17 protein-coding genes, 1 other RNA gene and 2 pseudogenes are annotated in these 23,134 nt (G+C 37.1%); 15 read left to right on the forward strand and 5 right to left on the reverse strand.

Features of this window, described 5'->3' with window-relative positions:
* Nucleotides 1-847: pseudogene (locus ACMW72_RS08040) on the forward strand (IS3 family transposase); the annotation flags it as partial.
* Between the two features lie 69 nt (nucleotides 848-916).
* Here the strand turns inward: ACMW72_RS08040 and ACMW72_RS08045 are convergent.
* The 3 genes and pseudogenes from ACMW72_RS08045 to ACMW72_RS08055 form a co-directional block, all read right to left on the reverse strand.
* Nucleotides 917-1,000: pseudogene (locus ACMW72_RS08045) on the reverse strand (small acid-soluble spore protein Tlp); the annotation flags it as partial.
* A 15-nt stretch (nucleotides 1,001-1,015) separates the two neighbouring features.
* Nucleotides 1,016-1,192, reverse strand: coding sequence for a hypothetical protein (locus ACMW72_RS08050; protein WP_418368463.1), 177 nt, complete (start codon nucleotides 1,190-1,192; stop codon nucleotides 1,016-1,018).
* Nucleotides 1,193-1,326: 134 nt separating this feature from the next.
* Nucleotides 1,327-2,085, reverse strand: coding sequence for an IclR family transcriptional regulator (locus tag ACMW72_RS08055; protein WP_418368326.1), 759 nt, complete (start codon nucleotides 2,083-2,085; stop codon nucleotides 1,327-1,329).
* A gap of 228 nt (nucleotides 2,086-2,313) precedes the next feature.
* Between ACMW72_RS08055 and acnA the strand changes: the two genes are divergently transcribed.
* The 12 genes from acnA (at nucleotide 2,314) to ACMW72_RS08115 (ending at nucleotide 17,777) form a co-directional block, all read left to right on the forward strand.
* Nucleotides 2,314-5,019 (forward strand): aconitate hydratase AcnA, encoded by a 2,706-nt coding sequence (acnA, locus tag ACMW72_RS08060; protein ID WP_418368327.1) that lies wholly within the window; start codon nucleotides 2,314-2,316, stop codon nucleotides 5,017-5,019.
* 344 nt (nucleotides 5,020-5,363) lie between these two features.
* Entirely contained in the window at nucleotides 5,364-6,515 is a 1,152-nt protein-coding gene (locus ACMW72_RS08065) for a M20 peptidase aminoacylase family protein (protein ID WP_418368457.1), read from the forward strand.
* Complete coding sequence (locus ACMW72_RS08070) at nucleotides 6,508-7,374, forward strand: GNAT family N-acetyltransferase (protein WP_418368328.1); 867 nt, start codon at nucleotides 6,508-6,510, stop codon at nucleotides 7,372-7,374. Before ACMW72_RS08065 ends, ACMW72_RS08070 begins: the two co-directional genes overlap by 8 nt.
* Nucleotides 7,364-8,473, forward strand: coding sequence for an o-succinylbenzoate synthase (gene menC / locus ACMW72_RS08075; RefSeq protein WP_418368329.1), 1,110 nt, complete (start codon nucleotides 7,364-7,366; stop codon nucleotides 8,471-8,473). The genes ACMW72_RS08070 and menC overlap by 11 nt, the downstream gene beginning before the upstream one ends.
* Nucleotides 8,474-8,560: 87 nt before the next feature.
* A complete protein-coding gene (locus tag ACMW72_RS08080) occupies nucleotides 8,561-9,649 on the forward strand; it encodes a hypothetical protein (protein WP_418368330.1) in 1,089 nt (362 codons plus the stop codon).
* 52 nt (nucleotides 9,650-9,701) lie between these two features.
* Nucleotides 9,702-9,938: a preprotein translocase subunit SecG gene (secG, locus tag ACMW72_RS08085; protein ID WP_418368331.1), complete on the forward strand. Its 237-nt coding sequence runs from the start codon at nucleotides 9,702-9,704 to the stop codon at nucleotides 9,936-9,938.
* A 194-nt stretch (nucleotides 9,939-10,132) separates the two neighbouring features.
* A complete protein-coding gene (locus ACMW72_RS08090; protein ID WP_418368332.1) occupies nucleotides 10,133-11,599 on the forward strand; it encodes an alpha/beta hydrolase in 1,467 nt (488 codons plus the stop codon).
* 15 nt (nucleotides 11,600-11,614) lie between these two features.
* Nucleotides 11,615-13,888: a ribonuclease R gene (gene rnr, locus ACMW72_RS08095; protein WP_418368333.1), complete on the forward strand. Its 2,274-nt coding sequence runs from the start codon at nucleotides 11,615-11,617 to the stop codon at nucleotides 13,886-13,888.
* Nucleotides 13,889-14,019: 131 nt separating this feature from the next.
* Nucleotides 14,020-14,487: an SsrA-binding protein SmpB gene (gene smpB / locus ACMW72_RS08100; protein ID WP_418368334.1), complete on the forward strand. Its 468-nt coding sequence runs from the start codon at nucleotides 14,020-14,022 to the stop codon at nucleotides 14,485-14,487.
* 68 nt (nucleotides 14,488-14,555) lie between these two features.
* Nucleotides 14,556-14,918, forward strand: a transfer-messenger RNA (tmRNA) gene (gene ssrA / locus ACMW72_RS08105).
* A gap of 361 nt (nucleotides 14,919-15,279) precedes the next feature.
* On the forward strand, nucleotides 15,280-16,704 hold the full coding sequence (locus tag ACMW72_RS08110) for a phosphotransferase (protein WP_418368335.1): 1,425 nt from the start codon (nucleotides 15,280-15,282) through the stop codon (nucleotides 16,702-16,704).
* A gap of 164 nt (nucleotides 16,705-16,868) precedes the next feature.
* On the forward strand, nucleotides 16,869-17,777 hold the full coding sequence (locus ACMW72_RS08115; protein ID WP_418368336.1) for a DMT family transporter: 909 nt from the start codon (nucleotides 16,869-16,871) through the stop codon (nucleotides 17,775-17,777).
* A 35-nt stretch (nucleotides 17,778-17,812) separates the two neighbouring features.
* On the opposite strand, the gene ACMW72_RS08120 is transcribed toward ACMW72_RS08115, so the two are convergent.
* Nucleotides 17,813-19,018, reverse strand: a complete 1,206-nt coding sequence (locus ACMW72_RS08120; protein ID WP_418368337.1) for an MFS transporter — start codon at nucleotides 19,016-19,018, stop codon at nucleotides 17,813-17,815.
* A gap of 199 nt (nucleotides 19,019-19,217) precedes the next feature.
* On the opposite strand from ACMW72_RS08120, the gene ACMW72_RS08125 reads away from it, so the two are divergent.
* Nucleotides 19,218-20,090, forward strand: coding sequence for an MBL fold metallo-hydrolase (locus ACMW72_RS08125; protein ID WP_418368338.1), 873 nt, complete (start codon nucleotides 19,218-19,220; stop codon nucleotides 20,088-20,090).
* A gap of 134 nt (nucleotides 20,091-20,224) precedes the next feature.
* Here ACMW72_RS08125 and pckA read toward each other — a convergent pair whose 3' ends face one another.
* On the reverse strand, nucleotides 20,225-21,799 hold the full coding sequence (gene pckA, locus ACMW72_RS08130) for a phosphoenolpyruvate carboxykinase (ATP) (RefSeq protein WP_418368339.1): 1,575 nt from the start codon (nucleotides 21,797-21,799) through the stop codon (nucleotides 20,225-20,227).
* A 291-nt stretch (nucleotides 21,800-22,090) separates the two neighbouring features.
* On the opposite strand from pckA, the gene ACMW72_RS08135 reads away from it, so the two are divergent.
* Complete coding sequence (locus tag ACMW72_RS08135; RefSeq protein ID WP_418368340.1) at nucleotides 22,091-23,038, forward strand: 4-hydroxy-3-methylbut-2-enyl diphosphate reductase; 948 nt, start codon at nucleotides 22,091-22,093, stop codon at nucleotides 23,036-23,038.
* The last annotated feature ends 96 nt before the right edge of the window (nucleotides 23,039-23,134 follow it).

Raw genomic sequence — 23,134 nt, forward strand, 5'->3', positions numbered from 1 at the left:
GAACGGTTACGAGCAGAAAACGCATTCTTAAAAAAGTTAGAGGAACTCGAAAGGAGGCGGGAATAAGCCAGGTACGATTTCCCGATACATATATAGCTATTCAAAAGTTACATGAGGAAGAAGGCTTTTCTATTACTCTACTTTGTGATATCGCTGGGATCGCGCGGTCTTCTTACTACAAATGGATCCATCGCACACCTTCTGAGAGAGAACGTCAGAATGAGGAAATCATAAAAGAGATGAAGGCCCTTCATGAAAAAGTTAATGGCATTTATGGGTACCGTCGAATGACGTTACATATGAATCGAATATTCAATCAAAACTTTAATCACAAGAGAATTTATCGACTGATGAAAGTTTCTGGCCTACAATCTGTCATTCGAAGAAAGAGAAAGCATTATCCTCGTTCGTCACCTCAGCATGTGACTGAAAATGTGTTGAACCGAGAGTTTAAAGCAAGTAAACCAAATGAAAAATGGGTCACTGATGTCACAGAACTCAAATATGGATCTTCTAAGAAAGCTTATTTAAGTGCGATTCTTGACTTATATGATGGTTCGATTGTTAGTTACATGCTGGGCCATTCGAACAATAATCAGTTGGTGTTTAAAACGCTAGATCAAGCCATTGCCTCGTTACAGGGAGAACAACCATTAATTCACAGTGACCGTGGATTTCAATATACTTCGCTTGGATTTAAAAAAAGAATTGATAAGGCAAAGATGACTCATAGTATGTCACGTGTGGGCAGGTGTATTGATAATGCACCAATGGAATCTTTGATGAACGACTTCAGAAACGACTAAACGGCCTCAGCCCTATGGAATATAGAGCCAAAGCCGCTTAGATGATTTTAATTATTTCCACTGTCTACTTGACAGGGGGCAGTTCACTTTTGGGACAGCCTCTTTGTTTTTTAATCGTGAACTTCATCTTCAATTTCATCGCGAAATCTTTCAATGGCTTCTAAGCGGCGGTCATTTTTTGCTAAAATTTGCTCTTTTTCTTTTTTAGATCATTCTTCAGGAATATTCATGGTGTCTACAGTCGATTCCTCAATCAAACCATTGACATTTTTTGCGGCGATATAGCCCCCACCCAATCCTTCATTTGTCATTCGATCAATATCCATAAACATTTTATCTCGGCCTTCATACAGGGAATCTTTTGCTTTTGGATTTTTATCTGCCAATGAGAGAACCTCCTGTCATTGTTTTTAAACCCATTTAAAAAGAACAAGATCAATCTTGTTCTTTTTTAGTATGACCCTTTAATAAAAAAAAACTCCCACCATCGCTTATGTTATCACAGCACCTTCGACATATTTTATAGATGGATTAAACGATTTAAACGTTTTTGACTTTCTCCAAGTATAGGGATAATCTCCTTAATTCTCCGGTATGTTAATCGATTGATGGGTCCTGAGACAGTTAATGCGGCAAGGATTTTCCCCGAATGACTAAAGATAGGTACAGAGACCGCAGAGGTTCCTTGTTCCCGTTCTTCAAAACTGGTCGCATATCCTTGGTTTTTTACTTTCGAGAGTTGCTTTTCAAATTGTTCTAAATCAATTTGTTCATTTTCCTTTAAGTATTGAAGGATTTGTTGTTTTTCACCGGAATCAGAATAGGCGACTAAAACTTTACTTGAGGCGCCAACTGAAAGAGGCATTCTGGCCCCTACTGGTGCAACTCTTCGGATCGGTAATTGACTTTCTACCGATTGTATCCGTAATCGTTCATAGCCATCTTTAATGTAAAGACTAATAGTCTCGCCAATTCTGTCTCTTAAAGATTGCATTTCAGGGAGAAACAAAATTGCTGGATCATTTTTCCCCACAATATTTGCCGATAACTCTAAAATTTTATAACCGAGGCGGTATTTTTCTGTATCCATTGTCTTAATGAGAAATCCTTTATTTTCTAAAGTTTGCACTAAACGGAAAACGGTACTTTTATGAAGGGATACAAGATGAGCGATTTCTGTCAAGTTTAATTCTTTGTGTTGCAGGAAACAAAGTAAAATATCTAAGGATCGGTCAACGGCTCGAACAATAGATTTTTTTTCATTTGCTTCTCTTTCCATATGTTTTCTTATCTCCATTCTTTTTAAGGTATGAAACGAAATTTTGTTTAATAAATTATAGGGGACATCAATAGAAGTGTAAAGAGAGAAAAATTAAAAAAAATATGAAAAAAAGGATATATCCGAATTGACAAAAAACATGTATAATAAAAACGATAAGAGAAAGAAAGGAACCCTGTTTCATCAAGTGAAACGGTTCTTTTCATTATTAATAAGGAGGGGAAAAGCATGGCAAATAACGACGTATTCTCTGTTAAAAGAAGCCTTCAAGTGGGAGACAAAACGTATATTTATTACTCTCTCAAAGCCTTAGAAGAAAAAGGAATTGGCAACGTATCAAAACTTCCTTTTTCTATTAAGGTGTTACTTGAGGCAGCTGTACGTCAATTGGATGGTAAGGCGATTACAGAAGAACATGTAAGACAATTAGCAAACTGGGATAAAGGGGCAGGAAAAGACAAAGAAGTACCTTTTAAACCAGCACGGATTGTTTTGCAAGATTTTACGGGTGTACCTGCTGTTGTTGACCTTGCTTCGATGCGAAAAGCAATGGCAGATGTAGGTGGCGATCCGGAGAAAATCAATCCCCTTGTTCCAGTAGATCTTGTCATCGATCATTCAGTTATGGTTGATAAGTTTGGTTCAGATGATGCATTCCAATATAACATGGATCTTGAGTTTGAAAGAAACATGGAACGTTATAAGTTACTTCGATGGGCACAAGATGCGTTTGATAATTTTCGCGCTGTGCCACCTGGGACAGGAATTATACATCAAGTGAACTTAGAGTATTTAGCAAAAGTAGCTTTAACCAAAGAAGTTGATGGGGAAACCGAGGTATTTCCCGATAGTTTAGTAGGTACAGACTCTCATACGACAATGATTGACGGTCTTGGTGTTGTAGGTTGGGGTGTTGGTGGTATTGAGGCAGAAGCAGGAATGCTTGGACAACCTCTATATTTCGTAACTCCTGAAGTTATTGGCTTTAAATTAACGGGTCAATTATCTGAAGGAGCAACAGCGACCGACTTAGCTTTAACGGTTGTAGAAATGTTGCGGAAAAAAGGTGTAGTAGGCAAATTTGTCGAGTTTTATGGCGATGGTTTAAGCAACATAAGTCTAGCTGACCGGGCGACGGTTGCCAATATGGCCCCAGAGTATGGTGCAACGATGGGATACTTCCCAGTCGATCAGGAAACATTAAATTATTTGCGCCTCACAGGTCGTGATGAGGAATTAATCCAACTGGTTGAGGCTTATTATAAAGAACAGGGATTGTTCCGCGAAGATGGAATGGAACCTCCAGTATTTACCGATACCATTGAATTAGATCTTTCAACTGTCGTTCCAAGTTTAGCAGGTCCAAAGCGTCCACAGGACCGGATCCTTTTAACAGAGATGAAAAAAGCTTGGAATGAAGTGATTCGCAAACCAATTGATAAAGGCGGACTGGGATTATCTGAAGAAGAAATTGAAAAGCGCGTTGAAGTCGAACATCCAAACGGAGAGAAGACTACCCTTGGTACGGGTTCTGTTGTGATTGCCGCCATAACCAGCTGTACAAATACATCCAATCCAAGCGTGATGCTAGGGGCAGGACTTGTAGCAAAGAAAGCCGTAGAAAGGGGATTAAAAAAACCTGCATATGTAAAGAGCTCTTTAGCTCCTGGTTCTCGAGTCGTTGCCGATTATCTCAAAAACGCAAACTTGCTTGAACCGCTAGAACAATTAGGATTCCATATTGTTGGTTATGGTTGTACAACATGTATTGGCAATAGCGGTCCATTACCAGATGAAGTAAGCAAGGCCATTGAAGAAAATGACCTAACTGTTGCATCCGTACTCTCTGGTAATCGTAACTTTGAAGGACGTGTTCATGCACAAGTGAAAGCGAATTATCTCGCTTCACCACCACTTGTTGTGGTTTATGCATTAGCGGGTACTGTTGATATTGATCTAACGAAAGACCCAATTGGATATGATCAAAATAACCAACCGGTATATCTCAAAGACATTTGGCCAACCAATGAAGAGATTCAAGAAGCTATCAAATCTTCGATGAATCCAGAACTCTTCCGTAAACAATATAGTTCCGTATTTACCGCAAATGAGAAATGGAATAATATTGATGTTCCAAAAGGAAAACTTTATCAATGGGATGAAAATTCCACATACATTCAAAACCCGCCATTCTTTGAAGGATTAAGCAAAGAAGTGGGTGATATTGAAGAGATTAAGGGTGCAAGAGTCCTCGCTTTACTCGGTGACTCGGTTACTACCGACCATATTTCACCTGCAGGTAATATTAAAGTAGACAGCCCCGCAGGAAAATATCTCTTAGATCACGGAGTCGATCGGAAAGATTTCAACTCATATGGTTCTCGTCGCGGTAACCATGAAGTGATGATGAGAGGTACATTTGCGAATATCCGCATCCGTAATCAAGTGGCACCGGGAACAGAAGGGGGAGTAACCAAATATATTCCTACAGGTGAAGTCATGCCAATATATGATGCAGCAATGAAGTATCAGGCAGATGGTACTCCATTAGTTGTCATTGCTGGTAAGGAGTATGGTACAGGAAGTTCACGTGACTGGGCAGCCAAAGGTACATTCTTGCTTGGAGTAAAAGCCGTTATTGCGGAAAGCTTTGAGCGAATTCACCGTAGTAACTTAGTCGGAATGGGTGTGCTTCCATTACAATTTGCAGAAGGATTAAGCTGGAAGTCTCTTAATATTGATGGTACTGAGACATTTGATATTCTTGGTTTAGATAATGATGTAAAACCAGGTCAAAGATTAAAAGTCGTTGCTACCCGTCAAGATGGTTCACAGTTTGAATTTGATGTCATCTGCCGTCTTGATAGTGTAGTCGATATTGAATACTATCGTAACGGTGGTATCTTACAGACGGTATTGCGTCAAATGCAGTAACATTCCATATGAAAAATAGAAGGGGTTTCGTCACACCATCACACGTACCGGCTCGTATATGAAGTTTATGAGTTTCAAAAAATCTTTTAGAAGACTTTTAAGCCCTTGGAATCACTAGGCAATTCCAAGGGCTTTATGATGTAAATGAGGGGCTTATCTCACACGTTTATTTTATGATTCATAAAATTGATTCTATTGTAAAAAAAGTCGAAAAAAGTTTTACAAATACATTGACTTGTTAGCGTTTTCATAAATAAGATAAATTTAAATTTTATCAATTTAATCTAATAAAAATTTTTAGAAATTCAGTCGAATTCTAGATAGCAAGGAAGAAAATTATGGAAATTAAAAGTGGTATTGAAATGATTAAGCCTAAAATCATGAACGATTTTTACTACCTTCATCAGAATCCAGAAATCAGCTGGCAAGAGTTTAAAACAACCATGTATTTAAAAGAACGCCTAGAGTCATTAGGTTTGAAAACGATGACTTTTAATGATATGACAGGAGTTGTAGGTATTTGGGATCAGCAAAAACAACATAAAAAAGGCTTAACAGTCGCTTTACGTTCAGATATTGATGCATTGTGGCAAGAACTAGATGGTAAGTGGCAAGCTAATCATTCTTGTGGACATGATGGACATATGGCAATCGTGTTAGGAACTGTAGAATTATTAAAAGTAATTGGATTTGAACCGAATGGTACATTAAAAATTATTTTTCAACCTGCAGAAGAAAATGGAACCGGAGCTTTAAAAATGGTTGAAAAAGGAGTGGTCGATGACGTTGACTATCTTTATGGTGTCCATCTACGCCCCATTCAGGAGTTACCTTTCGGAAAAGCAAGTTCAGCTATTTTTAATGGGGCAGCACTTTTGATTAAAGGCAAAATTTACGGAACAGCAGCACATGGTGCAAGACCTCATTTAGGAGTTAATGTTATTGACGTTGCTGCTCATTTAATTCAAGCTCTCCACTCCATTTATACTGATCCAATGATTCCTGCTTCAGTTAAAATGACTCAGTTAAAAGCTGGAGGAGAAAATGCAAATATTATTCCCGATTTTGCGGAATTTTCTTTAGATATAAGGGCCCAAACCAATCAACTATTAGATGAACTTTACGAAAAAGTCAAATTCCGATTAAAAGGGATTGGGGACTTATATGGAGCAAGAATTGAAATCGTTCCTTCAAATAAGATTCCTGCTGCAGAGGTGAATCAAGAAGCGAAACAGATCATGGAAAAAGCAATAAAGGAAACGTTAAACGAAGAAAATTTGGTACCAGGCATTGTTACGCCAGGTGGAGAAGATTTTCACTTTTATACATTACAAAGACCATCAATTAAAGCGACGATGCTAGGGCTTGGCAGTGATCTTCAACCTGGTTTACATCATCCGAAAATGACCTTTAATCATATGGCATTAGTTTCAGGCGCGGAAATTCTAGCTAGGGCAATTGTTCATACCTTTAAAAGGGGGAAAAATGGTGACTGAACATTTAGTAGAGACATCTTTAGAAATTCGTACTTTAAAGCAAATTGATGAATTAGAAAAAGTACAAGAGCTTGAAAAAATGGTATGGGGTATGTCTGAAGTCGTTCCAACCCATCAGACATTAACGGCAGTTAAAAATGGAGGATTAGTATTAGGGGCCTATTATGATGAAAAGTTAGTGGGTTTTCAATATAGTTTTGCTGGTTATAATGGCAAAGAAGTTTATCTTTGTTCCCATATGTTAGCCATTCATCCTGAATTTCGCCATTTGGGAATAGGAGAAAAATTAAAACGCGCACAAAGAGAAGAAGCCTTAAAGTTAGGTTATCAACTGATCACATGGACATATGATCCTTTAGAGAGTGTAAACGCTTATTTAAATATCGGAAAACTAGGCGCAATCACTTCTACTTATATTTCTAATGCTTATGGAGAAATGAATGATTCATTAAATCAAGGCCTTCCTTCTGATCGTTTTTTAGTAGAATGGTGGTTAAATGATATTCGTGTTTTACAAAAAAGTAAGGGTGTAAGATTTGATGAGCGGAATTTTAATTCTAAGTATGCTTTGATCGAATGGAAAGTGAATGATATTGGGTTACCTATTGCCACGTCACTTCATTTATCCTTGGATCAACATCAGGGTTTCCTTTTTGTACCAATCCCTAGCAAATTTCAACAATTAAAACACCTAGATTTTCAATTGGCATCCGATTGGCGAATGAAAACGAGAGAAGTATTTACCTATTATTTTGAAAAAGGTTGGGCAGTTACAGATTTCTTTAAGCTATCAAGTGACGACCAAAATGGAGTTAATTTTTATGTTCTAACGAAAAGAGGGGAAAATCATGCAATTTAAGCACATTACGTTACGACATTTAAAAATGCGACTAAAGCATCCGTTTACAACGAGTTTTGGGACTCAACAAGATAAAGAATTTATTCTTGTAGAAATTAAAAATAAGGATGGAATCTCTGGCTGGGGAGAGTCCGTAGCTTTTACTGAACCTTTGTATAAAGAAGAAACGGTAAAAACCAATTGGCATATCATGGAGGATTTTTTAATTCCTTTACTTTTTAAAGAACCCATTAACCATCCTGATGAAGTTTCCCAACGTTTTGCTCATATAAAAGGAAATTACATGGCGAAATCGGCATTAGAAGGTGCCGTTTGGGATCTTTATGCCAAGGAACAGGGCATCTCATTAGCAAAAGCTTTAGGAGGTGAAAAAGAGAAAATTGAAGTTGGTATTAGCATAGGTATTCAAAAATCAATAGACGATCTATTGAAGATCATAGATCAATATGTAACTGAAGGTTATAAACGGATTAAAGTGAAAATCAAGCCAGGATGGGATGTTCAGGTTATTCAACAAATTCGGGAAAAATTCCCTTCTATTCAGTTGATGGCTGATGCCAATTCTGCTTATACCTTAGATGATGTGGATCATTTAGCAAAACTGGATGATTTTAATCTTATGATGATCGAACAGCCTTTGGCCCATGATGATATTATAGATCATGCGGCTTTGCAAGCAAGATTAAAAACTCCCATATGCTTAGATGAAAGCATTCATTCGGTTGAAGATGCAAGGAAGGCGATTCAATTAGGCAGTTGCAAAATTATCAATATTAAAATTGGGCGAGTAGGTGGTTTGACAGAAGCAAAGAAAATTCATGATCTATGTAAAGAAAAGGGCATACCTGTCTGGTGTGGAGGAATGCTCGAATCGGGAATTGGAAGAGCCCATAATATTGCTTTAACAACCCTGCCTAATTTTATTCTTCCAGGGGATACGGCCGCCTCATCTCGCTATTGGGAGAAAGATATCATTCATCCTGAGGTTGAAGTGAATAACGGGGAAATCATTGTTCCCGATGGTCCGGGAATTGGCTTTGAGCCGAATCTGGAACAAATTGAAGAATACACTTTATACAGTAAGATCTTTCGTCCTTAAGGGTGAAAAAAGAATGGCCAAAAAGCCATTCAATTTTCCATAAATTATCAGAAAATTATAAAAAATTAACGAAGTGAGGGATACTTGATGAACGTTAAGCAAATGTTTAATATTGCAGGAGCATATGTTGGAGTAGTGGTAGGTGCTGGTTTTGCGTCGGGGCAAGAAATTTTACAATTTTTTACATACTTTGGTTGGTGGGGAACCTTAGGTGGAATCGTTGCTGGGCTTTTATTTGCTTGGTTTGGTTATCAATTGCTTCAAATTGGTTCAGGTATGAATGCTAGCTCACATAAACAAGCCATTCATCTGATAAGCGGTAAATATCTAGGGTGGTTAATGGATATCATTATTACTTTCTTTTTGTTTGGTGTTGCAGGAGTTATGTTAGCTGGTGGTGGAGCTGTTTTAAATCAACAATTTGGAGTACCTGTTACCATCGGTAGTATTATTATCTTAGTTCTAACAATTCTTACTCTTCTTTTAAAGATGGAGAAAATGGTATCAGTGATTAGTATTTTTACACCCTTTTTATTAATTGCCGTTTTGATCATTACAATTGGTGCATATTTTACGATGGATAAGGATTTTGCAACTTTAGCTTCGTTTGCCAAACCTGATAAGGCTGCAGCAAGTAATTGGATTTTTGGTGCTTTTTTATATGTTTCATATAATCTAGCGGCTACAGCTCCAATTTTGATTACAATGGGTGGAAGAATTTCTTATGATAAGAGAACCTTAGGAATGGGAGGTATGATGGGAGGATTAACCCTAGGTCTCCTTGTTCTCATCATTCATTTAGGAATGTTATCCCATCTTGATCAATTGACTGGAATTGATTTACCTACTTTATATTTAGCCAATCAACAATTTCCCTGGTTAGCGCCAATTCTTTCTATCATCATTTTAGGGATGATTTTTAACACTGCTGTTGGAATGCTTTATACGTTTACTTCTCGAATGGTTTCATCCGAAAGCCCAAAATTTAAGTATGCTTTGATTGCATCAGGAATATTAGCCTATGTATCAAGCTTATTTGGCTTTTCCAAATTGGTCGGTACAGTTTATCCAATTATGGGGTATTTAGGTTTTCTCTTAATGGGAGCAACCATATTCGCATGGTTAAGGAAAAAATCGAGATTAACCCCTTTTTCTAACGAAAAACTTGAATATTAGGCTTATATATGATATTTTTAATTTTGTTAAACACCTGAGGGAGGTGCAAACGGTGGCCTTATTTTTGAAAATCCTTTTAGTGATCTTTTCATTAGGACTGATTATTGCGGTCTTATTGCAATCGGGTAAAAGTGCAGGTTTATCTGGTGCTATTACAGGAGGAGCCGAACATTTATTCGGGAAACAAAAAGCTCGGGGAATGGATGCCATCTTAGAAAAAGCCACGATTGTTTTAGCTGTAGGATTTATTCTCTTATCACTAACCGTTGCTTATATTGTTAAGGGATAAGAAAATTTTGGACATAATAAAAGGTAACAGCAAGCAAACACTTGCTGTTTTTTCTTTAATTGGCCTTTATGTTCTATAAGCTGATTAAGCTGATTCTTTAGAGTGAGTTTTTCTACCGACCTTATTTACGGAAAGCCGTAAGGTTAGAAGCAGCGTTGGAATGTACAAACCTATAATCGTTGGTGAGACATTTTATGAAGAAAAAAGGTTGTGTATTGATCCACGGGTTTACAGGAAGTCCCCGAGAAATTGAAATTCTAGCCAAACACTTGCAAAAAAAAGGATTGATTATCTCAACCCCTGTTTTGCCTGGTCATGGTTATCCATTACAACGATCAAAAATGAAACAATCTCATTGGCAAGATTGGATCCGAAGTGCAGAAGAGGCTGTAGAACAGATGGCAAAGCAAGTTGATGAGTTATATTTAATTGGTTTCTCTATGGGGGGGATGATCGCAAGCTATTTAGCGACGAAATATCCTGTGAAAAAGTTGGTATTACTTAGTGCTAGTTTGTATTATATCAATCTGGGAAGGTTGATCAAAGATTTTTTTGAAGGGTTTATTCATCAGCCGATTAAGGATCATTATCAACGGTATTGGTATAAAATAAAAAATACACCGGTCTCTTCAACCTTTCATTTTCGTAGACTGGTTCGAGAGTTAAAACCGTATATTAAAAAAATCAAAGTCCCTACTCTCATTATTCAGGGACTAAAAGATGATTTAGTGGATCCAAAAAGTGCTGAGGAGATTTATCAAACGATTCAATCAAAGGAAAAATATCTTCATTTTTTATCTAACTCCAAACATCTCATTTGCTTGGATGTAGAAAAAGAAAAAGTGGTACAGCTTGTTGATGATTTTTTCTTTTCTGAAGAACAGGCGGGAATGCAAATGAAAAACACGTATAAAAAATCCAATCCTTTCTTCCATGAAGGACATCGTTCCGTTGGTATTTTATTGATCCATGGATTTACGGGTTCACCAGCTGAGATGAGATTATTAGGGGAGTATTTACATCAACAAGGATATACAGTATCTGCTCCCCTTTTAGCAGGCCATGGGACCACACCGGAAGAGATGGCAAAAACGAATAAAGAAGAATGGTTTTACAGTGTATTACAAGCATATGATGATTTAAAAGAAAAAGGATATCAGCATATTATTGCAATTGGACTTTCTATGGGTGGCATTTTATCCCTTAAATTAGCAACGGAAAGACCTCTTGCAGCAGTCATTTCTTTAGCTGCTCCCATCTATGTTCACGATAAACGAATAGCTTTAGCAAGATGGATAAAATACATCAAAGCTTATCAAGCCAAATCAGGCAAAAAAGCTCCCCATATCGAAGAATATTTAGATAGTTATGATCGTACACCCATCGCTTGTATTGCAAGCCTTCATCAATTGATTCAGGAAGTGAAAGAAAAGCTAAACGAAGTAACCATTCCCGTACTAGTGTTGCAAGGATTAAAGGATGAAACGGTACAACCAAAAAGTGCCCAATTTATTTTCGATCATGTTGCTTCCAAGAAAAAAGAGATGAAATGGTATGAAAAAACATCTCATATCATGACATTAGATTACGAAAAGGAACAAATTTATGCAGATATTCGCGATTTTTTGGAAAGGATAATGAATAAGAAATCTCTTGGATGAAATGAGGAAAGAACGATGGAAATAAAAAGAGAAAATATACTGGAATTTATGAGAGAAACCCTTTATAAACCGATGACCATTAAAGAATTAGAGGAAGTATTTGAGATTTCTGATGCGGCTAGTTTTAAAGAGTTTGTAAAACTTATCAACCAATTAGAGGAAAATGGGGATATCGTAAGAACACGAGCAAACCGATATGGTCTTCCAGAGAAGATGAATCTGATCAAAGGTAGACTACAAGCCCATCCAAAAGGCTATGGTTTTGTCATTCAGGAAGAAAAAGGAGAACCCGATATTTATATTCATGCGACCGATATGAATGGGGCGATGAATGGCGACCTTGTATTAGCACGGGTAAGTAAAAAAACATCTGGACCACGGATGGAAGGGGAAATTGTCCGCATTCTAAAAAGAGGAAATGATCAAATCGTCGGTACTTTTACTGAAGGGGAATTTTATGGTTTTGTCATCCCTGATGACAAACGCATCTTTCAAGATATTTTTATCCCTAAGTCAAAGATAAACGGAGCTGTTGAAGGGCATAAGGTTGTAGTGAAAATTAATAAATATCCTGAAGGAAGGATGAGTCCAGAAGGGGAAGTCATCGAAATCTTAGGACATAAAAATGATCCTGGTGTCGATATCCTCTCGATTATTCGCAAATATGGCTTACCTGAAGCCTTTCCTGAAGAAGTACTGAAAGAAGCGGAACAAATTCCTGATGAACCAACAGAAGAAGAGATGAAAAAACGCCGCGACTTACGGAATAAGAAAATGGTAACGATTGACGGCGAAGATGCAAAAGACTTAGATGATGCTGTCTCCATCGAACGTTTGGAAAATGGCAACTATTTACTCGGCGTACATATTGCAGATGTATCTTATTATGTAAAAGAAGGGTCAGCGCTAGACAAAGAGGCGTATAAAAGGGGAACTAGTGTTTATCTTGTGGACCGGGTGATTCCCATGCTTCCCCATCGTTTATCTAATGGCATCTGTTCGCTAAATCCCAGGGTAAATCGCTTAACCATGAGTTGTGAAATGGAGATAACACCTCAAGGTCAAGTTGTTAATCATGATATTTTCCCTAGTGTAATTCAAACGAATGAGCGGATGACATATAACGATGTACGGCGTATTCTTGAAGAAGAACCCCCTGAATTAATGCAACGCTATCAAAATCTGATAGAGGATTTTCGCATGATGCGAGATCTTGCGATGATCTTAAGAAAGAAACGAATGGCAAGAGGTGCCATTGACTTCGATTTTGATGAAGCGAAAATCATTGTTGATGAAAAAGGAAAACCCATCGAAATCAAAAAAAGAGAACGTTCTATTGCCGAACAAATCATTGAAGAATTTATGCTAGTTGCCAATGAAACGGTAGCTGAACATTTTTATTGGTTACGGGCTCCTTTCTTATATCGGGTCCATGAAGATCCAGATCCAGATAAATTGTTTGCTTTTGCCGAGTTTATCACCAATTTTGGTTATGTAGTAAAAGGAATTGGCAATCAGGTTCATCCAAGGGCATTACAAACCTTATTAGAAGAAATCCAAGATACACCAGAAGAAACGATCATTAGTACAGTGTTGTTGCGCTCGATGAAACAAGCAAGATATGATGCGGAGCCTTTGGGCCATTTTGGCCTTTCAGTGGATTATTATTCTCATTTTACTTCACCGATTCGCCGCTATCCTGATTTACAGATCCATCGGATCATCCGAGAAATCTTAGAAAACGGTAATCTATCACCAGAACGTCATACTCATTTTCAAGAGCTCATGCCAATCGTAGCTGAACATTCATCTGAACGGGAACGAGTTGCTGTGGAAGCAGAACGGGATACAGAACAACTGAAAAAAGCTGAGTTTATGTTAGATAAAATTGGCGAAGAATTTGAAGGTATTATTAGCTCGGTCACTTCCTTTGGCATGTTTGTCGAGTTAGACAATTTAGTCGAGGGAATGGTTCACGTTAGCTATCTTACTGATGATTATTATTATTTCCATGAAAAACAGTATGCATTGATTGGTGAACGAACGGGTAAAATCTATCGAATTGGCGATATGGTCAAAGTTCGAGTGGTCAATGTTAATATTGATGACCATACGATCGATTTTGAATTGGTAGATATGAAACCGAAGGCAACTCGGAAAAATAACCGACCAAAAGTGATTGAAATTGAAAAGGTGAGGAAAGGAAAGAAAGGGAAAAAGAAAAAAGGTTGGGAAAATGAGGACCAAAGCCTTCTTATTAAGAAGAAAAAGAAAAAGAAAAGAAAATAGTTCATCTTTATCTCCCTTTATTTGAAGGGAGATTTTGCTTTTATTTAAAAATTTATATTGAATTAGAGTGTTTTTCATAATAAAATAATGTTTATGGGTAATTTAATTTTTTTATTGAGGTGAGCACGAGTATGGGGAAAAAGGATATAAAAGTAGTGGCCCAAAATAAAAAAGCAACCCATGATTATTTTATTGAAGATACGTATGAAGCGGGTATCGTGCTTACTGGAACCGAAATTAAATCGATCCGAGCAGGTAAAGCCAATCTGAAAGATAGCTTTGCACGTATCGCAAATGGCGAAGTTTTCTTATATAACATGCATATTAGCCCATATGAACAAGGGAATCGCTTTAATCACGAACCAACAAGAACAAGGAAGTTACTCCTTCATAAAGAAGAAATTCGCAAATTGATTGGAAAAACGAAAGAAAAGGGATATTCCTTAATTCCATTAAAGCTCTACTTGCGTAATGGGTTTGCAAAAATCGATTTGGCTTTGGCAAAAGGGAAGAAGCAATACGATAAACGGCAAGCGATAGCCAAGAGGGATGCAAACCGTGAAATGGCAAGAGCACTTCGGGAAAAACAAAAATATTGATGGCAAAAGGTGCATCTTTAAAAAGTATAGATTTTATGATATATTATTGGTTGCATTAAACTAAATATGGGGGCGTTTTGGATTCGACGGGAGTAGATCGAGCATCAGTAGCGAGTCGAGGGGCAGCGACCTCGTAAAAACGCGATGCCAAAAATAACTGGCAAAGCTAACAATAATCTCGCATTAGCTGCTTAATTCAGCTTGCGGCTCTACCATTCTATCGCCCATGTGGAATGGCTAGGGCTCAGACGTAATGGGCTACGCGGTTTACCTTCCGCCTGGAGGTAGCCGAAGAGATCAATCAGGCTAGCTTATTCGAACGCTTGTTACTTGGCAGTCGAATAAGTGAAACCTTCCTCAAGTAACTGCACTCGGAGAAGCTGATGTGGCGATGCTTTCGGACAGGGGTTCGATTCCCCTCGCCTCCACCATACATAAACATACATAAATCCTTAATGAGCAAAAAGCTTTAGGAACATCAAAACATAACCATTAAGAGGGGGTTTCTCCCCTCTTATTGTTTTATCCATTCTATTGCTTCTTCTCTAGTTCTAGTTAGATCTTGTTTCCCATTTCAGATCAAAAATGTTGATATAGTCATTGGATAAAAAGAAAACGCACTTGGCTGGAGTGACATGCTTGAAAACTTGTATCTAGAATTATTTATCGAATCATGGATATATTGGCAGTGACAAAAATGGATAAACACACATAAAATAAATGGAAGTTATAACAACTTTTTGTTAGATTGTGAAGAATAACTGAAAAATTGAAGTAAAAGGATGTTTTTTGATGCTTTCAGCGAATGTGGACCTTTCAGAAAATATTGTAAAAACACTCATTGAGGAGCATTACGGTATAGATGTTTATTCAATGAAAAAGATTCGAGCAGTCTACAAAGTGAATACATCCCATGGCTCTTTTGGGTTTAAAGGGGCTGAAGAGTTGCCAGACCTTCCTCTTATTGCAGAGTATTTGAATAAGATTAGAGAAAATGGATTTATTAAAATTCCTAAACTCTTACGTTCGAAAGAAGGAAAATATTTAATTCACTTTGAAGACAAGGATTATTTTATGGAGGAGTGGCTTGAACTACAAGAGCTTCCTAATCATAGCTATCCATATGTACAAGTAATAGGGGAAGCCTTAGCTGATTTTCATCAAGCTACGGTAGGAATTAGACCAGAGCAAGATAGTCTCAGATATGAATGGGGAAAACGTCCATTATTTCTCTTTAGAGCTTATCAAAAACTTACGAAAATGAAAGAGAAATTTTTATACCAATCTTCCCATTCATTAGAAGTGAAAATTTTAGATTTTTTACTTGAACGTTGTAGCCTAGCTTATCAATATATCCAAAATATTAATTATAACAAACTTTTATCCTCTCATCCTGAGTCAGCCGCTTTATGCCACGGGGGATTGCAACACCGAAATATCATGTTGGATCAAAAAGGGGAGGTTTGGTTTATCGATTTTGAGACATTATCTTATGCAGAACGGGTAAAGGACCTTGCACATTTTCTTGAACATCATGCAAAACCCTACGATTGGGATTCCAACATGGTCTTTACATTCCTTCATGGCTACCAATCAAAATTATCTACCCCAATCAATGATATGGAATGGAGGATTTTTTTCTCCTATTTAGCTTTCCCCACACGATTCTATCGTCGATCTATTCGTTACCTTACTAATAACTCTAATCCAGAAAAATATTTAAAATTGAAAGAAATCATCGATTCTGAGACAGAAAAAGAACCGTTATTTTTGCTTTTTAAAGGATCATTTTGTGGCCTGTCATTTATACCAGTAAATCGCATAAAAGCCTTTTACTTGCAACACCCTAAAAAAGTGGAGGTGTTGTATATGAGCAACCAAAATCAATTGAACGTCGATTTAAATACACTAGTTGCTGCATGGAATGATACCCTTCCTGATTATTTGAACCCCTCCGATTCTGCAGAGGTTAAAGCTTTGGAAGATCCGCCAAATTCTTTATTGGTTCATATCGATACCAAGGGAAGACAAGGGTATCATTTTGACTTTCGTGTAACCTATTTAGATCCAAGAGAAGTAAAAGTGAATGTCGTCAATATTGGAACCGATGGATTGGTTGATGATGCCCATGGTGTGATTGCACGTCAACTTGTAGAGGACTATACACGTCACATTCATGAATGTGCACAAGCGTTACAATCGATGACCCATCCATAATTGAATATCATTTTTATGTGAAAAGGGTTGAATCATTAGATTCGGCTCTTTTTTTGTCTCTAAAGAACATTTTTAAAAAATTATGGTATATAATGGGATAAAAGGACGGAGGTTCTTCTTTATTTCCTAGGGAAAAAAGGGAAAAAAAGAATTAGAGGTGAACGATGAAAAAGGCCTATATATTTGTTATTTTGAGTGCAATTTTATGGGGATTGATTGGTTTTTTTGTTCAGGGACTATATAAATATCACTTTTCTCCGCTTCAAGTTGTGGCTGTTCGTGCGATTATTGCAGCATTTTTTCTTCTTATCTATATTGTGCTTAAGGATAGAAGATTGTTAAAAATCGCATGGAAAGACAGTTTTTATTTTATAGGAACAGGAATCTTCAGCATTGTTTTTTTTAATTGGAGCTATTTTACCGCGATAAAAGAAGTATCTTTATCTGTTGCCGCTGTCTTATTATATACTGCTCCTGCGTTTGTCACGATTCTTTCTTGGATCATATTTAAAGAAACTTTAACAAAAGGTAAAATCTTCTCATTGTTAATCACTTTGATTGGAACCACTTTAGTCATTGGTCTTTTTGAGCAGGAAGTAAACATTTCTCCTAAAGGGCTAATGGCAGGAATCGGTTCAGGGATTGGCTATGCGTTGTATAGTATTTTTGGAAAAGCTGCATTATCTAAATATGATACATTGACGATTACATTCTATACATTTGTGTTTGCGAGTATAGCAATAATTCCTATGACTCATTTTTGGACATCGATGGAATTATTTTCAGCAAAAGCGGCATGGATTTATATGATTGGCTTAAGTTTTTTACCAACTGTACTTGCTTATATTCTGTATACGAAAGGGTTGGAAAGTTTAGAGTCGAGTCGTGCATCAATCGTCTCAACTATTGAACCCGTTGTGGCCGCTTTGCTTGGTGTTTTTCAATTTGGTGAAAAGCTAACTTTGCTTCAGGTCATAGGAATGTTACTCGTTCTTTTGGCTATTATTTTGGTTCGAGAAAGGGAAAAAGATATACTTGTCAATAATCATCCTATCAAAACAACGGAACCATAAGGATAAATAAAAAGGCTTGTAAAACCGAGTACGGTTTACAAGCCTATATTAACCTCTTTTGTTTCCTTACCGATGAACCACAAAACAAGAACGCCAATAATAATTGTTGCTGTGAAAATAAGGAAAATGATCTGATAGTTTACTTGGTTTGCAATTAGGATTCCGACTAAAATTGGAGCAATAATACTTCCGATTCGGCCAAATCCAGCGGCAGAACCTGAACCTGTACCGCGAATTTCGGCTGGGTAGTTTTCAGGTGTATAGGCATATAAAGCGCCCCATGCACCAAGATTAAAGAAAGAGAGTAGTAATCCCCACAGAAGAAGTTGTGCTTGTTGCTCACTTCCTCCAAATAACCATGCGCTAGCAGCCGTACCAAGTAAAAAAGTAGCGAGTACAGGTTTTCTCCCCCATTTTTCCACGAGATAAGCAGAAAGAAAATATCCAGGTAATTGGGCAATGGTCATGATAAATACATACTCAAACGATTTAATCATCGTAAATCCTTTACCGACGAGAACAGAAGGCAACCAAAGGAACATTCCGTAGTAGGAAAAAGCGATCACAAACCAAATGGTCCATAGAGTGATGGTTTCTTTTTTATAATGCTTAAAGAGGTTGATTGTTTCGTTTTTCCTCTTTTGTTTTTCTTTTTTCTGAATTTCAAGATAGACTGGAGACTCTGGTACTTGTTTACGTATCAATGCAGCATAGATTGCGGGTATTCCGCCAATAATTAAAGCCAATCTCCACCCATAAGAAAAGTTAGGTATCACAAAATAAGCGAGAAGAGCAGCTAATAACCAACCAACGGCCCAGAAACTTTCTAAGATTACTACAGCTCGGCCACGCATATGTTTTGGTGCATGTTCGTTTACGAGGGTAGAGGCAACTGGTAGTTCAGCACCAATACCAAGTCCGATCAGAAAACGAAAGACAAACATCACCGCAAAACCAGTGGCTAATGCACTACCTGCTGTTGCAATACCGAACAATAATAAGGTATAAAGAAAGATAGGCTTTCTTCCTATACGATCTGCTAAAATGCCACCAATAGTTGCTCCAATTGCCATTCCAATTAAGTTAATCGATCCAAGCCATCCTGTTTGATAGGAGCTTAATCCCCATTCCTTTGTCAATGCAACCATGATAAATGATAGTAAACCTACATCCATGGCATCAAATGCCCAGCCCAAACCAGCGATCCCGATTAGTTTTTTAAACTCTTTACTCAAATTCATCGTTTTTACCCCCACTCTTTTGTATATATAATTGTCTTTACACATGACAACTATATATTAAATCAGAATGGAATAGAAGTATAGTAGAATTTGCAAAAAAATATAAAACCTATTGTTCTAGTAAAAGATTTTGATAAAAGAGGAAATTAAATTGATTTCAAGAATAAAGTATTTATTAAAAAGAAAAGGGTGGGATGTAATGAGTGGGGTAAAAAAGGTCAAAATCGTTACACTTGCAGATGATTATGCAGGGGGTGGTCGGTGTCTCGCTCAACATGGAATCTCCTTTTTTATTGAAATTTTTTATCAAAGTGGGGAAGTGAAGCGCGTCTTATTTGATACAGGAATTTACCATGAACCGATCTTATTTAATGCTAAGCGCTTGTCAGTCCCATTAGAAAAAATCGATGCAATCGTTTTGTCTCATTCTCACTATGATCATACGGGTGGACTTCTTGGAATCTTAGAAAAGATTCAAAGAGAGGACTTACCGATTGTGGCCCATCCTCTCGTATTCAAAAAATCATACTATAAAGGCAAAAGTACCAATATTGGAATGGAAAATGACCGAACAAAAGAGATTGCAGAAAAATTAGGTGGAGTTTGGTATTTAACAAAAGAATCTTTTGAGGTAATCGATAACCTTTTTTTTATGGGGCAAGTACCAAGAGTGACCGATTTTGAGCAAGATTTAACGATTCAATTACAAACGGAAGTAAATGGGGAATGGATAGATGATCTAATCGAAGATGATAGTGCTATTTATATGAAAACTTTGAAAGGATTAGTCATTGTCTCAGGTTGCTCTCACTCAGGTATCGTCAATATTGTGAAACATGGAATTCATTTGAGTAGAGGAGAAAAACCCTATGCCGTGATTGGAGGATTTCATTTACTCACTGCTTCTGAAGAAAGAATCATTCAAACAGCAGAGAGTTTAAAAGAATTAGGAGTAGAAAAACTAATCACAGGTCATTGTACAGGAGGTGTGGCTGAGTATTTGTTTCAACAAATATTTACAACTAGTTTTCAAAAATTGTATGCAGGTAAAACGATTCAATATGAGTTTTAAGAAGTGAATGGTGTGCTAAAATCAATTGAAAGCAGCCTATTCTTAGCCATTGAATGCTATATAAGGCGATATAAAAAATGAGAAAAGAACCTTGGGGATGGTTCTTTTCTCGTGTCTGGATTATTTAACTTGGACTATTTTACTAAGGGTGCTGCCGATTTAATTTCGTCAGAGACATGGGAGAATTTTTTGAAGTTTTCATTGAAACGTCTTGCAAGGTCTTTAGCTTGTCGATCATATGCTTCTTTATCTGCCCATGTATTTCTAGGATTTAATACTTCAGAAGGAACACCTTCAATTTGTGTTGGGATTTGTAACCCAAAGATTGGATCTGTTATAAACTCTGAATTTTCAATCGATCCATTAATGGCGGCTGTAACCATTGCACGGGTATAAGCAATTTTCATTCGTTGTCCTACACCATATGGTCCACCAGACCAGCCCGTATTTACAAGATAAACTCTCGCATTGTGTTTCGTAATTTTTTCTCCTAACATTTCGGCATAAACCGTTGGAGATAATGGTAAGAATGGTTCGCCAAAGCAAGTGGAGAAGGTTGCTTCAGGCTCCGTTACACCACGCTCAGTACCAGCTAATTTACTCGTATATCCAGATAAGAAGTGGTACATTGCTTGTTCTTTTGTAAGTTTAGAGATTGGCGGCAATACGCCAAATGCATCAGCCGTTAAGAAGATCACTACATTAGGATGACCAGCTTTACTTGGAATAACGGCACCAGGGATATAATGTAATGGATAAGCTGCACGGGTATTTTCTGTTAATCGGTCACTATCAAAATCTAAATTACGATTTTCATCGATATCTACGTTTTCTAATACAGTACCAAATTTAATCGCATTCCATATTTGTGGTTCATTTTCTTCAGATAGGCGGATACATTTTGCATAGCAACCACCCTCAATATTAAAGATGCCATCTTCTGACCAACCATGCTCATCATCCCCAATAAGGAAACGATTGGGATCAGCAGAAAGGGTAGTTTTTCCTGTTCCAGATAAACCAAAGAATAAAGCAACATCGCCGTCTTTTCCTACATTTGCAGAGCAATGCATCGAAAGAACATTTCTTTGAGGTAATAAGTAGTTCATCACACTGAAAATCGATTTCTTCATTTCACCCGCATATTCGGTTCCACCAATGAGAACTACTTTTTCTTTCAGATTAATGATAACAAATGCTTCAGAATTGGTACCATCAACGCTTGGATCGGCTTTGAAACCAGGTGCGGCAATTACAGTGAATTCAGGCTGATGAGTTTTTAATTCTTCCTTAGTTGGGCGAATAAAGAGTTGATGAACAAAGAGGTTTTGCCATGCATATTCATTAACAACGCGGATAGGAAGTTGGTAATTTTTATCTGCCCCTGCGAAACCATCAAAGACAAACAGTTCTTTGTTGCTTAAGTAGTTTAAAACTTTATTATAAAGATTTTTAAAAATCTCTGGAGAGATAGGTTGGTTTACTTTTCCCCAAGAGATTTTAGCACTATACTCGGGTTCATCAACAATAAAACGATCCTTTGGGGAACGACCTGTATATTTTCCTGTCGTTGTACGAATGGCTCCTGTTTTTGTCAACATGCTTTCTCCACGTTTAATGGAGTGTTCAACAATTTCTGGTACAGATAAGTTGTAATAAACGGTGGTTCCTTCTAAGATCGAATTTAAATCAGCCATTTTTAATCCCATGAAAAAATCCTCCCCTAAATCATTAATGATATTATTTAAATAAAAAGTTCGAAAATATGCTATACTAATTAACTAAAAAAGACATATTAATTAAGAATTATTATATTCCGTATAGCTTAATTTGACAATATGAAATGGCAAAATTTTTAAAAAAATGTTCACCTTCTTTTTTTATGAAAGATGAGCATTTTTTATGCTAGGAATAACTTCTTTTTTAAAGAAAAGAACAGAATTGTGTTTTCTAAGATCGATGCTACAATAAGGGATAGGCTAATAATAGGAGGTAAATTCATGAAGGTAATTAAAATATCTCCGAGAGGATATTGTTACGGGGTTGTTGATGCGATGGTAATAGCGAAAAATGCGGCGATGGATAAATCTTTACCTCGGCCGATATATATATTAGGAATGCTAGTGCATAATCAACATGTAGTAGAAGCGTTTAAAGAAGAAGGCGTTATTACGTTAGACGGAGATAACCGCTTAGCATTATTAGATCAGATTGACCATGGAACGGTAATCTTCACAGCACATGGGATTTCACCAAAAGTAAGAGAAAAAGCAAAAGAAAAAGGACTTGTTGTAATCGATGCAACCTGTCCAGATGTGACGAAAACACATATTTTGATTGAAGAAAAGACAAAGCAGGGCTACGAAGTTATCTATATTGGGAAAAAAGGTCATCCAGAACCAGAAGGAGCGATTGGTGTTGCTCCTGACCATGTTCATTTGATTGAAAAAGAAGAGGACATTGAAAAATTAAATCTAAAATCTGATCAAATTTTGATTACGAATCAAACCACGATGAGCCAATGGGATATTGCTCATATTGTGAAGAAAGTCTTAGAAAAGTATCCCTATGCAGAAGTTTATAATGAGATCTGTATGGCTACCCAAACCAGACAAGAGGCTGTAGCTGAACAAGCCAAAGGAAGCGACCTCCTCATTGTCGTTGGTGATCCACGAAGTAATAATTCTAATCGCCTCGCACAGGTTGGGGAAGAGATCGCGAAAGTTCCTGCTTATCGAATTGCGGATTTATCCGAATTGGATATCGAATGGTTAAAAGGGAAAAAAACTGTTGCCGTAACGGCAGGAGCTTCCACGCCAACTCCTTTAACCAAAGAGGTGATTGATTTTTTAGAGCAGTTTGATGAAAACGATCCATCTACTTGGGAGAAGAAACGTACCATCGATATGAAAAAGATTTTGCCTAAGATAAGGGAAAAGAAAGATTAATAATCAATAGACAATAGAAATAACCGTGTTATAGATAAGCACGGTTTTTTCTTTATTACATTATTACGTTATACACCTTTCAAAAATTTTATTGCC

Origin of the sequence: Tepidibacillus sp. LV47 (genome assembly GCF_048381575.1) — a bacterium.
Taxonomy (GTDB): domain Bacteria; phylum Bacillota; class Bacilli; order Tepidibacillales; family Tepidibacillaceae; genus Tepidibacillus.

Bases quoted from the DNA above. Each gene is read 5' to 3' on its own strand.
- ACMW72_RS08055 (WP_418368326.1), bottom strand. From the start codon at position 2,085: ATGGAAAGAGAAGCAAATGAAAAAAAATCTATTGTTCGAGCCGTTGAC.
- acnA (WP_418368327.1), top strand. From the start codon at position 2,314: ATGGCAAATAACGACGTATTCTCTGTTAAAAGAAGCCTTCAAGTGGGA.
- menC (WP_418368329.1), top strand. From the start codon at position 7,364: ATGCAATTTAAGCACATTACGTTACGACATTTAAAAATGCGACTAAAG.
- ACMW72_RS08080 (WP_418368330.1), top strand. From the start codon at position 8,561: ATGAACGTTAAGCAAATGTTTAATATTGCAGGAGCATATGTTGGAGTA.
- ACMW72_RS08090 (WP_418368332.1), top strand. From the start codon at position 10,133: ATGAAGAAAAAAGGTTGTGTATTGATCCACGGGTTTACAGGAAGTCCC.
- rnr (WP_418368333.1), top strand. From the start codon at position 11,615: ATGGAAATAAAAAGAGAAAATATACTGGAATTTATGAGAGAAACCCTT.
- smpB (WP_418368334.1), top strand. From the start codon at position 14,020: ATGGGGAAAAAGGATATAAAAGTAGTGGCCCAAAATAAAAAAGCAACC.
- ACMW72_RS08110 (WP_418368335.1), top strand. From the start codon at position 15,280: ATGCTTTCAGCGAATGTGGACCTTTCAGAAAATATTGTAAAAACACTC.
- ACMW72_RS08115 (WP_418368336.1), top strand. From the start codon at position 16,869: ATGAAAAAGGCCTATATATTTGTTATTTTGAGTGCAATTTTATGGGGA.
- ACMW72_RS08120 (WP_418368337.1), bottom strand. From the start codon at position 19,018: ATGAATTTGAGTAAAGAGTTTAAAAAACTAATCGGGATCGCTGGTTTG.
- ACMW72_RS08125 (WP_418368338.1), top strand. From the start codon at position 19,218: ATGAGTGGGGTAAAAAAGGTCAAAATCGTTACACTTGCAGATGATTAT.
- pckA (WP_418368339.1), bottom strand. From the start codon at position 21,799: ATGGGATTAAAAATGGCTGATTTAAATTCGATCTTAGAAGGAACCACC.
- ACMW72_RS08135 (WP_418368340.1), top strand. From the start codon at position 22,091: ATGAAGGTAATTAAAATATCTCCGAGAGGATATTGTTACGGGGTTGTT.